The following is a 13,431-nucleotide window of genomic DNA, read 5'->3' as shown; positions in this document are numbered from 1 at the left end:
CGGCTGTGGGCCGAGAACACCGACATGCCCGTGACCTCCGTGGCGGACGCGGCCGATATCACGACTCAGACCACCGCCCTGCCGAGTCGATCTCCACAGCATCCAGCGCGGTTCGCACGCCCAAATGCCACCGCCTCATCCCCCAGGACCGGCGGCTCTAACGCATCTGGGTCTCGGACGAGTCGCTACTCTGTCTACTCGTGAGCGTTCGAGCCACTACAACAAGCCAACGAAGCAGCAAGGCCGAAAGGTTAATCCTGACGTCGTGGACAGGGTTTCTGCTGCGCCGCACGGACCTCCAGGTCAAGGCTCGAACAGGAAAGGCGGGGGCATGAAGCGGTTCTGGCGCTCGATCGCCGCGGGAGCAGTGGCATGTGCCGCACTGGCCGTCATGGTCGCGGTCGACAAAGCGGCAGGGCAGACCACCGAATACAAGGCCACTCATCACGTCGCGGGCGGGTTCATCCTCGGCTGGCTTGCCGCGCTCTGTGTGCTCGTGCTGGCAATGGTTTCGGCGATCTACTTCGCAGCGCAGTCCCGGCGAGACCGGCAGCGTTCACGCGGACAGTTCACCGCCAAGCTTCACCACCAACAGCTCCAGGCCACGGCCAACCAGGCATGGCTCGACGGCCGCCGTCTGGCCGCCGATCTCAAAGCCGGGAACCGGCCGCCAGCTCTGAAGCTATGGGGCATCGTCCTGAATGACGGCGAAGAGGTGTACCTGGACGTCCCAGCACACTACGGCCGCTTCTACGGCGGAGACGGTTCGTATACCCAGGCCAACGGCTTCTTCTGGGGGTCCGCCGGGTTTGTGCTCGCCGGCTACGCCCTGACCGCGATCGGCAACCGCCAACAGCGCCAAAGAGCTCAGGCCGAAGCGATGCAACGCTGGCGCGACGTCCAGCAGACCCGTGTGCTCGCCACCAACGAACGCCTGATCTGCAGCGTCTACGGCAGCTGGATGAGCTTCTACTACAGCGGCGTCACCGAGTTCTACCCCGAGCCGGCCGCCTACCGCATGGTCATGGCCTTCGACGACACCACCCCGCTGATGATCTCAGGCCCGTTCACGCCGCTCCTGACAGTGCTCAGCACCTTGTACATCTACGGACTGCCGGCATTGGACGACCACCCGGCCCTCGCTGACCTCACGCAGTAGCGAGACCGTATGGAGCTGACCAAATGCGGTATAAATCGCTGACTCTGAGACTCTGAACTGAAACGGACCCAGTAAGGCGTCTGATCTGGCTCCGCCCACTGGGGCAACGTGAAGCTCTCTGGGCTGGTCGGCGGCTACCTGGGAATTCTGGGGCGGGGCACACACTGCTGCGCGGTAGGACGATCGCGTTCGTCTCCGCCGCTGCCTACGTCATGGTCCGCCAGCTCGCTTGGCGCGGCCAGCACTATCAGCTGTTGCCGCTGGCCTGGTACTGCTGTTGGGGACGCTGGCTACGGTCATCGCGAGCTGAGCCGTCGCACTTGTCGATGAGAACCCGCGCACTCCTGGTCATTGCTCGGCGCTGGATACGAAGGCTGGAGATGGTTCGGTCCCGGCGTCCCCGCATTAGTTTCGAACACTGGGAATGAGAGCCCGTCTCCCTGGTTGAGCCGAACGTCTTGGTGCCTGCCTAGTCGCGAGCGGTGCCGTCAGGACGAAGAGGAGATGTTGCAAGCTGCCCGGACCCTTGGGGCCACGATGTCGTACACCAGACTGGCAGAATACGAACGAAACTCTTCTCGGCGCTGGCTATCGGCGTTGGCGAGCCAGGAGGGAACGCAGGTCGGCCTCGGCAGAAGCGACGCACTCCATCATCTGACTCGCCTGTTCCTGCGGCATCACACCCCGCCCGAACCCAGAAGCGTCGACGATAGAAGCCAATGCTTTGACGTCTTGAGCGGTCATTGAACTGTGGCTCGCTTCGCGGCCAAGAACCTCTCGTGCTGCATAGGCGTCGGTGCAGGCGGCGACGATAACAGCGGCTTGGAGGCGCGACGCCAGCGACGTTCGGCCTTGTGCGATGTCGAGTGCAGTAAGCCCGAGGCGTACGCGAAACACCACCGTCGTAGGCTCAGCGATCTCCACGAGGGTCAGTGCCTCGCCCACGGCAACATCGACGTGCCGATCGCCTTCAGGCATCCAGGCGGCACAGTAGGCACGCAGGACCACCGCGGCCGTCTTCTCCCAGGACTCGGTGATGGCGCTGGCGTCGACCATCGCCACAGCCTGATCGACGAGACCCCTTTCCAGCAGCGAGATGACCGCGATCTGGCGGCCGTCCAGCAGCCTGTTGCCGACCAACTTGTGTGCGGCGAGCGCGGCCGCGGCCTCGCCCCAGCGCCCGGCCTGTGCCAGAGCCCGGCTTCCATCTGCCGCGAGCGCAGCCCACAGCTGCGTGCAGACCGCGTGGTGGTCCGCCTGGTCGCGGGTGACGTCGGCCATGTCGATCCGGTACCCGGCGACGTCGGCCTGCCGACGCTCCTGTGCTGCGCGAAGCAGTTCTTGGAGAACGTCGTACGCGCCGACTCCGTTGCCGTCGCGGATCATCTGCCGGGGGATGTTCAGCACCGGCTGAAGCGCGAGCTTGGCCAGCTGCGGGCTCAGCGGCCGGGCGGCGTTGAACACCGCGTACTGACGCCAGCACAGGTCGCGGGCCTGTTGGGGCATGCCGCAGTCCGAGGCGATGAGAGCGGCGACGTTGAACACCTCTGAGGCGAGCGCGATCTGCTGGTAGTGGTCGTCCGGCGCCGATTCCCGCCGGGTGCGCCCCAGGGCCGCGACGCGGGCGGCCAGAGGCCGGCCCGGCGGCTTGACCCGGCTCACCAGCGGGAATCGGCGTGCTATCGCGTCGACCGGCATGTCAGGCCCAGTCCAGGGCGATCCGGCTTCCGGGCTTGGCGACCGTGAACCGGCCGTGGAGCGTTTCCCGGCTGGGGCCGGTGGCGACGCGGAACGTGGGAACGGTGTCGCGATGTCCCTCGCTCCAGGCCCGGATCTGCTCGCCCGTGGCCTCGGCCAGCGCCGCAGCGTTCGGGCCGTGGCCGATGACCGCAGCCTCCCAGAAGCGGCCGGACTCGTCCTGGCCTTCACGCATCGACAGGTAGGCGATGGTGTCAGCCTCGACGGCGGCCATCGAGCCCCACGGGAACTGCGGACGGATCTTCCCGGACTCGACCTCCGGTCCGGATGCCGGCATGCGGGAGATGCCACTGGGAAGGGCACACGTCAGCCACAGGTTCAGCCACTCCCATGTCGTCCCCTTGCGGAACTTCACGCCACTGAACACCTCGTACCCCGGGTAGTCCAGCGCCTTGGTAATCGCGGCGGTGTCCACGTTCTGCTCGGCGTAGGTGTGTAGGGTCACGCCGCCGTCATCGCTCAAGGCTGTGATGACGCGCTCGTCGTCGGCGATGCCCTTGCGCAGCGGCATGAACGTGGCCATCTCCGAGGACACCGACACCCACTGGTCGCCGTTGTGCTGAAGCGCGATCGCGCGGGACACCCCGCCCCGGATACGCACGGGGATAACCAGGCGTCCGCCGGGCGCGAGCTGGTCCAGGATCACGGCTGGCACGTCGCCCGCGCCGACAGTGAAGATGATCCGGTCGTACGGACCGTGCTCGGGGAGTCCCACGCCACCGTCACCCAGCACCGCAGTCACGTTGCCGACCCCGGCTGCGGCCAGGTGGGCGTTCGCACCGTCGATGAGGTCCTGGTCGACGTCGATCGTCCACACGTACCCGTCGGGGCCGACCAGGTTTCCGATCAACGCGGCGTTGTAGCCGGTGGCCGCGCCCGCCTCCAAGACGCGGTCCCCGGGCTGCGGGTCGAGCTGCCGGAGCATGGTCGCCACGATGGTGGGCTGGGAAATGGCGGAGATGACGATGCCCGTGTCAGCGGTCTTGACGGTGACAGCGTCGTCGGCATACGCGGTAGCGAGGTCGACGCCGGGCAGGAACTTGTGGCGCTCAACGGCCAGGAACGCGTCGGCGATGCGCGGGTCGGACAGAACGTCCGCGTCCTTGAGGTTCTGGACCAGGGTGGCGCGCAGTTCGGAGGCTTGGTCGGCGGCGGTGGGGGTGATGGTGGACTCCATCTGGACGACGCTACCGGCGGGAGCAGCGGCACCAGGGGGCGACACGTCGGACGGCGGCGAGAACACGACCGTCTTGGCCAGCAGCGCCAATTCGGCCTGCTGCGCACTAGTCAGTCCGGCTCGGTTGAGCGCGAAGATCGCGTGGTGGGCCAGGACCGCTCGCAGCCCGACCTCTGGCGTTTGGCCGCGGCCAAGGGTTCCGTCGTCGGCCAGAGCACGCACGCGGACTCCGGCGTCGGCGAAGGCCCGGACCCGCGTGTCCCATCCGGTCCCGACCTTCACGTGCGCGGCGTCGGCGTGCATCAGGGCCAGCATCGCGGCGCAGGACTGCGCCAGCTGGGCACCTGCCGGCACGGCGTCGACTGGCGGTCGCTCGGCGGCGATCCTGGCCCACACGTCACCGATCTCGTACCAGTCCAATTGCGCGCCGCGCAGCAGCGTGGACAGCAGCAGCACAGCGGCCTCCCGAGCCCCCGGGCCTTCGGCCTGCACCGCTGCGAGGTGGGCCAGTACGGCACGGCTGTCGGCGCAGAACAGGTCGTGGGCGGCGTCCATACCGGCCGGGCCGCCGAACGCCTCGACCTCCGGCTCGTAGATCCCGAAGATCCACCCCGCGATCAAGCCACGGTCCGCCAAGCCGTCCAGGACGGACGGCAACCGGTCGGCGGCCTTGGGACCGGCCGCGCGCAGCCGCATCCCGCCGTCCTTACGCAGGAAGTGGAAGCCGACAATGTCGCCGTCCTCGATTGCTGACTCTAGTGCGGCCGACATGGCGCCAGCGGTGGCCGGGGTCAGGCCGTGCACGCCGAGCGTCACGGTCGCGTGTGTCCAGGTCGTTGTTTCCATGGGTTCTCCCTGTGCAATCGGTCAGTCGATCAGCAGTGCGCGCGTCCAGCCGGTGGCTGGGGCGTTGTTCAAGCGGTGAAGAGCGAGGGCGCCTCCGGCGCTGCCCTCCAGGAATCCGTCCTTCGCCACTTCGGCGGCAGACAGTTCTGTAGCAAGCAAGGCGATGGGGCCGGCCAGATACGCAGGTCCGGGGCAGTCCTCGGCGATCGCCGCAGCAGTAGTGATCAGCCCGGCCCACCCGTGGCACAGCGAGCCGTCGCCGGTCAGGTCGCGAACGCCCGGGTCCGTCAGGGCTGCGTAGGCCGCATTCTCGGCCGCCGCAGCGGCAGAACGGTCGCCCAAGGCCAGGGCCGCCAGCTGTTCAGCGCGCGCCAGGCCCAGCGCGCCGTAGCACCAAGAGGGCCGCGCCGGCACGGCGCTGACTTGCCGGGTGCGGATCTGCTCGCGGGTGACCCAGTACGGGCGCTGCCAGACGGCCAGCCAGGCTGTGATCCGCTCGATGGCCTCGCGGTGCCCGGGGACTTCCACCCCGGCGCGCATTGCGAGCGCGAGCACCGCCAGCGGCCCGGCCACCCCGTGCGCCATCCCGTTGTTGCCATGGCCTCCGGGAAACTCCTCTGATGGCTTGCCGTTCGGGCCGGTCGGGACCCACCAGCCCGGCAGCTCCTCCCCGTCGTCGCGGATCGGATGGGTCAGGTCGACCAGGTAGGAAAGTACAGCCGCGAGCTGCGGGGGCTCCTGTCCGCGGTGCAGAAGAAGCGCCCCGCACCCAGCCAGGCCCCTGATGAGGTCGAATTCTGAGAGGTTCGGCAGCTCGCCGCGCGATCGGCGAACCACCGCCGCCTCCAGACGCGCGGCGACGATGCGGTCGGTGGCCGCTTGCACCGCGCTCAAGGCGGGGACGGGCAGGCCGTGCGCGGTGGCGGCGGATAGGACGAACTCCAGGGCTGGTGCGCCGTAGAACAGGCTGGCGTTGGCGGCGACGCTGACGCCGCCGGCCACCGCACGGTCGATGAGGGCCCTGGCGCCGTCGAAGTCGCCGCGTTCCATGTACAGCAGGGCGATTCCGGCTGCGCCTTCGGCCAGTGACTGTCCCGGCCACTGCTGGGTCTTGCTGCCGATCATGGTCGGTTCTCCGTCGCGATCATGGGAACCAGCAGGGCGTTGGCCAGGCCGCCGATCCATCCGTTGCCGTCCGCTGGTGGAGAGTCGAGGAGTGTGGCGTGGCTGGCGCGATGGACGGCTTGGCGAAGCAGAGCCGCGTGGACTCCGGTTTCCAGATCGAGCTGGAGGTGCTGGTCGGCCTCGGCAAGCGTCAGGCGCAGCGGTGCGCGGCGGCGGTGAAGTAGGGCGTGCAGCTCGCGCGTCCACTCCGTCAGGCTCGCCTGGCGTCCGGGAAGCTCGGCGGCCTCGACCCGCCACCGGGCAGGAATCAGGGTCGTGCGTCCGGCGTGAAGCTCGGGAGTGAACGGCAACGCCAGCGCCGCTCCCCAGTCGAACCCGGTGACCTGGGCGCATCCGGACCGTGCGATCTCGGCGAGGAACCTGGCCAGCGGCGCGGTGTGGACGGGCATGCGGAGATTCACCGCTGTCGTCGCCAACGGCTCGACGGGCTGTCCGGTCGCGCGGCAGGCCAGGAACAGCCTGCCGTCGCGCAGTCCTACCGCGAGGTCTTCGGGGCGCAGTACGCCGCCGATGGGGCGGTGTTCGCCGACGCTGATGACCGTCGGCAGGATCGGCGTGGTGCGGGTCATCAGATCGGCGGCGATGCGGGCAGGAGGAAACGACAGCTGCGCGGCAGCCGCGCCTTCCTGCACTGTCGGCAGGCTCGCGTATAGCTGGGTGAACCGCAGGCGGTCGCCGGGGTCAAGCAAGGGAAGGAATCGGCCGGCCATGGCCCCAGCCGCGCGGGATGCGGTCAGAACTCGGATGCGGAACTGGCCGCGGTTGATCGCCTCGGCCGATACGGCGAGGACCTGGACACACATCTCCAGGTGTGGACCGATCTGGTTGGCCGGTCCTCCCGCTGCGGCTTCCAAGGTGTTGACGAGGTCTGCGGTGAGTTTGATCCGACGGGTCCCCTCCAGCGCCGCCGTCCCGGCCAGGGCGAGAAGAGCGCGGTCGCGGCCAGAGGTCGCTGGGGCCGTCTCGACCGGGAAGCCAAGGCCGGTGTCGGGGTCGGTCAGGTCCAGGACACCGACTAGGGCGTCCTCGCCGTACCGGTCGGCGAACGCCGCTTTGTACTTCGCCCACGCCGGTGTCCCGGCAGGGTAGGCGGCCAGGCGGGTCAGCCAGGTCGCGGCGGTCTCGATCTCGGAAGCGACCTCTGCGGGGAGCGTCACGTCGACGTCCACTCGCAGGTCGACGCCCGGATGACCTCCGGCCTCGGGGACCGCGCGGTTCATGGCGTGTAGCGCGGCCCGGCTGCGCTGGCTGCGCTCGTCAGCGTCGAGGGCGTCGCCGATCCCGGCGACGGCCTGGCGCAGGTCTTCCAGGTCGTGCAGCAGCGCGGCAGCGGACGCCGAACGATCGGCCCCGGCTGCGGTGAGGACCGTCAGCAGATGACCGAGCGGATCCGGGTCAGTGGCCGGTGCGTGCAGCTCGGAGACCAGGACTCGGTGATGCAAGAGGTCTTCCAGGAGCTTGGCGGTGTGTTCTGCAGTTGCTATGGGGAACTGCGCGGCCAGTTTGCCTGCGAGCTCTGCGCAGGTGAGCGGGACGGCGGCGGCTTCCAGGACGAGTTCGAGTGCGCCGGTGAGCCGCAGGGAGAACTCCGAGGTCCCTGACGCCGGGGCGATCAGCCGGCCGTCGTGGACGCGGCACAGCGTGTTGGCGCAGACCTTCACCTCGGCCATCAGGACGCAGTCCGACTCCAGTCTCGTGATGGCGGCCTGGAGAAAGATCGGGTCCATCCGGCCCTCGGCGCGGTGGTGCAGGCCGACTCGAACGCTGGTGGCAGGGCCGAACGCCGCGCTGGTCACGCCAGCGAACGTGCCGAACGGGGTTGCGCGGGAGCTGGCGCGCACGGCGTACCCGGCCAGTGAGAGCGCCGCCCGTCGCGCACGCTTGGCGGACAGCACGGCTCCGCCGACCGCGGCCTGAACACGCTCGGCGAGCACGGGGCTGGCGTACTGCACTGCTTCGGCCGTCGCCGTGTCGGACCACACCTCGGCCAGCCAGGCGCGCCACTGCTCGACGGTGACCTCGCGCTGCCCGTCCGGTGCGAATGGCCACGGCGGGAGCGGCACCGCAACACGCGCGGCGGCCCGGAGCATCACAGCGTCGGCACTGTGGTACAAGCGGGGTGACATCGTCAGTGGTCTCCTTCCATCGCGCGGCGGTGGGGCGGGCCGCACCGGTCGGTGCGGCCCGCGACGGTTGTCAGCTGGACGAGGTGGTGCAGGCGTTCGGGCACGAGCTGCCGCAGTTGTCGTCGGTCGAGGCGACCAGCAGGGCCGCGGATGGCCCGGTCTCCAAGAACGTGATGTCCAGGTCGGCGAACGGGCTCTCGGTGTCGGTGGTGAAGGCGGCGATGGTGGGCCGCTCGATGGTTTCGGTGCTGGCGGTCATGCGGTGCTCCTGTTCTGGTTGTTGGTTGTGCCCCCGTGGCCTGCAGTTTGCGAACCACGTGGTCTTGATGCACCGCGCCTGCCCGATCACAGATGACTGCGGGAGATCGGGTCACGGGCAGGCACGGTGATCTGGTCGGCCGAGAATCTCGGCGCTATCGCGGGTTCCTAACGAGATCCGAGGAGGTGGACGGCCTCCACTCACCCATGTCGTAGTCCGCGGTGAAGACGCGTTCGCGTCTCAGCCAGTCCTTGTCGCCGGGGCGTGAGCCGAGTCCGATCTCCTGGTTCTGTTCTGATGCCGGAGTCGGTAACAGCCGTCTGAGTCCGAAGATGATCACGGCTGGTCGTTGGCGGGCGCGCCGTCCTCGACTCGAGACCACGACTAGTGCCTTCATCGCTAGAACCTGTCGTGCTGCGGGCCGACGAGCTGCACGCTTGCGATCCGGCTTACGATGTCGTGCCCGGCGTGGATGGCGGTGCGGACCTCGGCGGCGGCGGCCACGGTAGTCGCGATCGTCCGGCTTGTGGTCTCCTCGGCTGCGTGTGCCCTGCCCGCAGCGAAGGCGTCGAATTGAGCGACGGCGCCGTTCCACGGTTCTCGGTCCTGCTCTTTAGGCAGCTCGGGGATTGCTGCAATGCCCGCGACCATGCGGTGCCCGAACGCGGAGACGTTGGCGTTAAGGATCCCGACCGGGTTGTGGATGGGCGCTCTGGAGCGTCCGCCGTGCTCCTCCCGCTCGGCGGTGATGTCTGGGGTGGCGTCCGAAGCCTCAGCGCGGCTGGCAAGTGGCGTGGCCTCGGACGGCACGGTTTCCTCCTCAGAATTCGCGGTCTAGTGCGGACGGCCCATCGTCAGGGGCTGACGAGCGCACCGGCTTGTGCGGTGCTGCCGCTTCTCAGCACGCGGATTCCTTGGAGCTCATCCGGAAGCGGATCTGTGGTGGACCGGTCCCGCCTCGCTGCCGCGAGCGCGGCAATCAGGGCCGATGGCAGTTGCGAGCAGGTCTTGGCCATCTCGTCCACGCGGTAGAGCGTGGTCCCATCCGAGCTGTAGATGTAGGCGGCTCGCGCTCCGCGACCGGTTTCCTCGACGCCCCACAGGCAGCAGACCGCGAGGTAGATTTCGTACGGGTCGTCGAAGAACTCGGTGAAGGTCCGGACCCGGCGGTAGCCGTCCTCGTCGGGTCCTCACCACAGCTCCATGATCACCGGAGTTGTGAAGGAAATCGCGGGCCGGGTCGGCGCGGCTAAAGGGAGAATCGACTCCGCGCGGCGCCGGATGGCGTCGGCAACCTGCCAGCCGTATCCGTGCTCCAGATCGCCATGCGCCGGCAGCGCGAGCGCGGTCACCTCCTCCAGCAGCCTCGGCGTGATTGAACGGCAGTAGCTCGGCGCCAGAACCGTTGACGATGCGCAAGAAGACCACGGGTCGCGTCGAGCGGCATGCTCGCGCGGACGTCGGCTTGGCGGCCAGATTCGTGTCCATCGCAGGCTCCTGTCGAAAACGGTGGGTAGCGCTCCATGAAGGTGCCGCGAATCGCATGTCCGTCTCGACTCCCGCCGGTGTACCTTCTTGCGTCTCGCAAGAGGTCGGGGAGTGCCTTCTGTATGCCTTCTTGACTCACCACCAGTAAACGAAGAGGTGCTGGCCGCAGCTCGAGTGGAGAGTAAGCCAGAGCACTTACACGGCTTAGCCCTCGGACGGACCCCCACCGCCATGGTCACGAGGTCACGCCAGCCCAATGAGCGCCTGCGCGAGGTCATCGCCGAGGCCGGCATTGGATAAGACGCTGTAGCGCGCGGTGCGACGGATCGCAGCAGAAAACGGCGAAGTCCTGTCCACGAACAGGTCCGCCGTCGCGCACTGGGTCGCCGACACCGAGCCCGCCGGCCGCACCGCTGTATACCTGGCCGATGCCTTATCCCGGAGGTACCGCCGACACGTTGACCCGCGCCCAGCTCAGCCTGCGCGACGCGGATAGTCCGGCGCTGGCAGGCGGGACCATCGATTTCCTACACCGCCCGCACCTTGACCGCGATCGGGGACCACGCAGGAACCGAGGCCTGTCACCACGCCGCCTTCAGCTCCTGGGATCCGGTTCAGTTCCGCGTGTACATATGCTCACCCACGCCGACCTCGGCGACTGCCCGGCAGCCCAGGCAAGGGCCGACGAGGCCTTGGCTTCGTGGAATACCGCGCTCGACCTCGCCGAGCGGATGTCGTCGAGCGCGGAGCAGCCGCCATGACCTCGACGCGGCGTCCCCGGCGCGTCCGCGCTGGATCGCCACATCCGCACGTCGTCGAACTGCCATCGAGGGCGTTCGTGTCCGACCGCCTCGATGCGCTCACCGCCCACCTCACCGGCGCCATGGTGATCGCCCACGCCACGCGGGGCTGTGCCGTCTAAGTGCCGTCGAGCACTGCGAAGTGCCGTCTGTGTGCCCTCTACGATTTTCGCGGTACAGCCTCCGCCATCTACGGGTAGGACTTGAACTGTCATCAGCACGCAGGACCGACAGTTCTTGCCCTGGAGAAGCCTCATGCCCGAAGGCGAACCGACTGCCCTTCGCGTGCTTGTCGTTGAGCGTCGTTGGCGAACATACGAGACGTTCCGCCGCCACTTCGAGGAGGCCGCACGCGCGCTCGCGGCTGAGACGAACGATCCCCGCATGGCGGCGCTCTCGGTGTCGCGGACGCAGTTCGAGCGGTGGCTCCGCGGCGGGTTGACAACACGTCCATACCCGAACGCGTCGACCGTTCTGCAGCGGATGTTCTCCGTGGAGGTCGATGTGCTGCTGGGTCCGGCCAGCGAAGCCAATCTCCAGGAGCCAGCACAAGCGTTCAACCTGAAAAGCGAGATCACCATGGCTGCACACGAATCATCCGAGCACGCCGCCTACGCCGCCGCTCGAGCCGTCGACGATACGACGATCGAGCAGCTCCAAGAGGATGTCGCCAAGGTCGCCAGGGAGTATCCGGAAAAGGCACCGATCGAGTCGTTCGCTGAGGCGAAACGGATCCGTGACCTGGCACTGTCCCTGCTGGACCGCACCGGCAGGCCCGCGCAGGAATCCGAGCTGTACGTCGCCGCCGGGCAGGCGTGCGGCATCCTGGCCACCGTCTCCTTCGACCTCGGATACACCGACGCCGCATCCGAACAGGCCAGGACAGTGTTCATCTACGGCCGGATGGTCGGGAATGAGGGACTGTGCGCGTGGGCAATGGGCATGCGGGCCCTGATCGCGAACTGGTCGGAGTTCCCGCTGGCGGCCTTGGAACTGGTCGCCAAGGGCCTGGCAACAGCGCCAGCGGGCACGCCGACTGCTCGCCTGCACGCGATCGGCGCGCGGGCCTACGCGCAGCTCGGCAACGCCGCCTCCGCAAGCGAGTCCGCGCGGCTCGCGCTATCTGCGGCCGACAGCGACTCACCGGCGTGCGAGCTGCATGACGACATCGGTGGGGAGTTCAGCTTCGATGGCGCTCGCCTGCGCCGCTGTCTGGGCTCGGCGTATGTCAGCCTGAAGCTGGCGGAGCCGGCCGCGCAGCACGCACGGCAGGTTATCGAGCTCTACGACACAGGCGCGCGGATCGTGCGCATGCCGAAGGTCGCCGTCGAGGCCCGGATCGAGCTTGCCCACGCCTTGATCCTCAGCGGAGAACTCGACAGCGCGACGGACACGCTAGGCACCGTATTCGACCTCGCTCAGCCCCAGCGCGTCCACGGCGTGACAGAGCGGCTGGTGAAGGCTCGACAGGCCCTGGCGCTGCCCGCCTATCAGGGCTCGTCCGAAGCGCTCGACCTCGGAGCACGCATCGAGGCCTTTGCAGCCGGGTCGGCCGGAGCCATAGCCCCGGCGCTGCCACCTCGCAGGTCCTAACGTCCGGCGCAGGCCAGTATTTCGGCTTCCCTCTCGGGATCGATGCCCAGCTCTGAAGCCCGCGCGCTGGCGACGGCTTGCCCGCCGGAAGTAAGCCACTGCCAGGTGTCTGCCACCGTGGCCCGGATGGTGCGGGCAGAGAGGCCGGACGCCGCTGCCTTCGCCGAGGACACCTTCCACGTCCCGGGGAACGCGCCGACCGATCGCCACAGCGGAATCTCCGTCCACTGCCGAACCCCGACGGCGGCCAGTTGGTCGTCGCCTACCCACACGAACTCCGCGTCTGATCCCGTGACCTGGCGGCAGGCTTCGAGGAACCCGGCGAAGGTAGTGTGGTTCGCAGGAGCGGTGACGTTGAATGCACCGCCGAAATCGTGCTCGGCGGTACGGGTCGCGAAGTCCGCCACGTCACGGACATCGACGGGCTGGATCAGCTGGTTCGGGTCGCCGGGGGCCAGGACACGGCCTCCCTCGGCGACCCGGCGGAGCCACCATGGCAGGCGACCGACGTACTCCCAAGGTCCGAGGATGACGCCGGGCCGCAGAATGGTGGCGCGGTCCGGGCCGAACACGTCCAAGACGGCCTGCTCGCAGCCGGCCTTAGCGAATCCGTACTGGGTGGGATAGCCGCGGGGGTCGGTGTACCCGAACTCGGGACCGGCGTCCGCGCGTGACTCCAACAGCGCCGAGGTCTCCGTCAGGGGATCGATGGGCCAGCCGGCGTATGCCGACACCGACGACACGAAGACATACCGGCCGCTGCCGACCAGGGCGCGCGCTGACGCGAGAACCACGCGCGGGACCTGTCCCGAGGGATCCACCACCACGTCCCACGGCCCGGACCCAGCCAGGCGCTTCAGGCCGTCTTCGGACTCCCGATCGCCCCGGATCGCCTCGGCCCCGTCAGGGTCGCCACCGGAACGGCCCCGGTTGAAAACGGTCACCTGATGGCCGTGCTCGATCGCCGACGCGGCGATCGCCCTGCCGAGAAACCACGTTCCGCCGAGGATCAGGATTCGCATGGCGACCATCCTGCCAGG

The 13,431-nt window shown here is 68.3% G+C and carries 12 protein-coding genes; 3 read left to right on the top strand and 9 right to left on the bottom strand.

Annotated elements, in window-relative coordinates:
* Positions 1–331 precede the first annotated feature (331 nt).
* Positions 332–1,159, top strand: coding sequence for a hypothetical protein (locus tag CACI_RS19510; RefSeq protein WP_015792552.1), 828 nt, complete (start codon positions 332–334; stop codon positions 1,157–1,159).
* A gap of 588 nt (positions 1,160–1,747) precedes the next feature.
* On the opposite strand, the gene CACI_RS19505 is transcribed toward CACI_RS19510, so the two are convergent.
* From CACI_RS19505 to CACI_RS51275, 8 genes are all read right to left on the bottom strand, one after another.
* Positions 1,748–2,857 (bottom strand): hypothetical protein, encoded by a 1,110-nt coding sequence (locus CACI_RS19505; protein ID WP_015792551.1) that lies wholly within the window; start codon positions 2,855–2,857, stop codon positions 1,748–1,750.
* A 1-nt stretch (position 2,858) separates the two neighbouring features.
* A complete protein-coding gene (gene fxlM, locus CACI_RS19500; RefSeq protein WP_015792550.1) occupies positions 2,859–4,940 on the bottom strand; it encodes a methyltransferase, FxLD system in 2,082 nt (693 codons plus the stop codon).
* Positions 4,941–4,961: 21 nt separating this feature from the next.
* The gene (locus CACI_RS19495; RefSeq protein ID WP_015792549.1) at positions 4,962–6,065 is read right to left on the bottom strand and encodes a lanthionine synthetase C family protein; all 1,104 of its coding nucleotides are present in this window, start codon (positions 6,063–6,065) and stop codon (positions 4,962–4,964) included.
* The gene (locus CACI_RS19490) at positions 6,062–8,251 is read right to left on the bottom strand and encodes a lantibiotic dehydratase family protein (protein WP_015792548.1); all 2,190 of its coding nucleotides are present in this window, start codon (positions 8,249–8,251) and stop codon (positions 6,062–6,064) included. Before CACI_RS19490 ends, CACI_RS19495 begins: the two co-directional genes overlap by 4 nt.
* Positions 8,252–8,321: 70 nt before the next feature.
* The gene (locus CACI_RS19485; RefSeq protein WP_015792547.1) at positions 8,322–8,510 is read right to left on the bottom strand and encodes an FxLD family lanthipeptide; all 189 of its coding nucleotides are present in this window, start codon (positions 8,508–8,510) and stop codon (positions 8,322–8,324) included.
* Positions 8,511–8,909: 399 nt separating this feature from the next.
* Positions 8,910–9,320: a hypothetical protein gene (locus CACI_RS19480; protein ID WP_015792546.1), complete on the bottom strand. Its 411-nt coding sequence runs from the start codon at positions 9,318–9,320 to the stop codon at positions 8,910–8,912.
* A gap of 44 nt (positions 9,321–9,364) precedes the next feature.
* The gene (locus CACI_RS51280) at positions 9,365–9,535 is read right to left on the bottom strand and encodes a hypothetical protein (protein WP_190276779.1); all 171 of its coding nucleotides are present in this window, start codon (positions 9,533–9,535) and stop codon (positions 9,365–9,367) included.
* A 165-nt stretch (positions 9,536–9,700) separates the two neighbouring features.
* Positions 9,701–9,862, bottom strand: a complete 162-nt coding sequence (locus CACI_RS51275; protein ID WP_015792545.1) for a hypothetical protein — start codon at positions 9,860–9,862, stop codon at positions 9,701–9,703.
* Between the two features lie 768 nt (positions 9,863–10,630).
* On the opposite strand from CACI_RS51275, the gene CACI_RS53540 reads away from it, so the two are divergent.
* Both CACI_RS53540 and CACI_RS19475 read left to right on the top strand, forming a co-directional pair.
* Positions 10,631–10,759 (top strand): hypothetical protein, encoded by a 129-nt coding sequence (locus CACI_RS53540; protein ID WP_263053476.1) that lies wholly within the window; start codon positions 10,631–10,633, stop codon positions 10,757–10,759.
* A 294-nt stretch (positions 10,760–11,053) separates the two neighbouring features.
* Positions 11,054–12,391, top strand: a complete 1,338-nt coding sequence (locus CACI_RS19475) for a hypothetical protein (RefSeq protein WP_015792544.1) — start codon at positions 11,054–11,056, stop codon at positions 12,389–12,391.
* Here CACI_RS19475 and CACI_RS19470 read toward each other — a convergent pair.
* Positions 12,388–13,413, bottom strand: a complete 1,026-nt coding sequence (locus CACI_RS19470; protein ID WP_015792543.1) for an NAD-dependent epimerase/dehydratase family protein — start codon at positions 13,411–13,413, stop codon at positions 12,388–12,390. The genes CACI_RS19475 and CACI_RS19470 overlap by 4 nt on opposite strands.
* Positions 13,414–13,431 lie beyond the last annotated feature (18 nt).

Origin of the sequence: Catenulispora acidiphila DSM 44928 (genome assembly GCF_000024025.1) — a bacterium.
Lineage (GTDB): Bacteria > Actinomycetota > Actinomycetes > Streptomycetales > Catenulisporaceae > Catenulispora > Catenulispora acidiphila.
Note: the sequence above shows the minus strand (reverse complement) of the source record. Positions and strands in the feature narration are given on the sequence as shown.

What these genes read in the sequence shown, in the direction of transcription:
- CACI_RS19490 (WP_015792548.1), bottom strand. Translation starts at nt 8,251, where the DNA reads ATGTCACCCCGCTTGTACCACAGTGCCGACGCTGTGATGCTCCGGGCC.
- fxlM (WP_015792550.1), bottom strand. Translation starts at nt 4,940, where the DNA reads ATGGAAACAACGACCTGGACACACGCGACCGTGACGCTCGGCGTGCAC.
- CACI_RS53540 (WP_263053476.1), top strand. Translation starts at nt 10,631, where the DNA reads ATGCTCACCCACGCCGACCTCGGCGACTGCCCGGCAGCCCAGGCAAGG.
- CACI_RS19505 (WP_015792551.1), bottom strand. Translation starts at nt 2,857, where the DNA reads ATGCCGGTCGACGCGATAGCACGCCGATTCCCGCTGGTGAGCCGGGTC.
- CACI_RS19470 (WP_015792543.1), bottom strand. Translation starts at nt 13,413, where the DNA reads ATGCGAATCCTGATCCTCGGCGGAACGTGGTTTCTCGGCAGGGCGATC.
- CACI_RS19475 (WP_015792544.1), top strand. Translation starts at nt 11,054, where the DNA reads ATGCCCGAAGGCGAACCGACTGCCCTTCGCGTGCTTGTCGTTGAGCGT.
- CACI_RS19495 (WP_015792549.1), bottom strand. Translation starts at nt 6,065, where the DNA reads ATGATCGGCAGCAAGACCCAGCAGTGGCCGGGACAGTCACTGGCCGAA.
- CACI_RS19510 (WP_015792552.1), top strand. Translation starts at nt 332, where the DNA reads ATGAAGCGGTTCTGGCGCTCGATCGCCGCGGGAGCAGTGGCATGTGCC.
- CACI_RS19485 (WP_015792547.1), bottom strand. Translation starts at nt 8,510, where the DNA reads ATGACCGCCAGCACCGAAACCATCGAGCGGCCCACCATCGCCGCCTTC.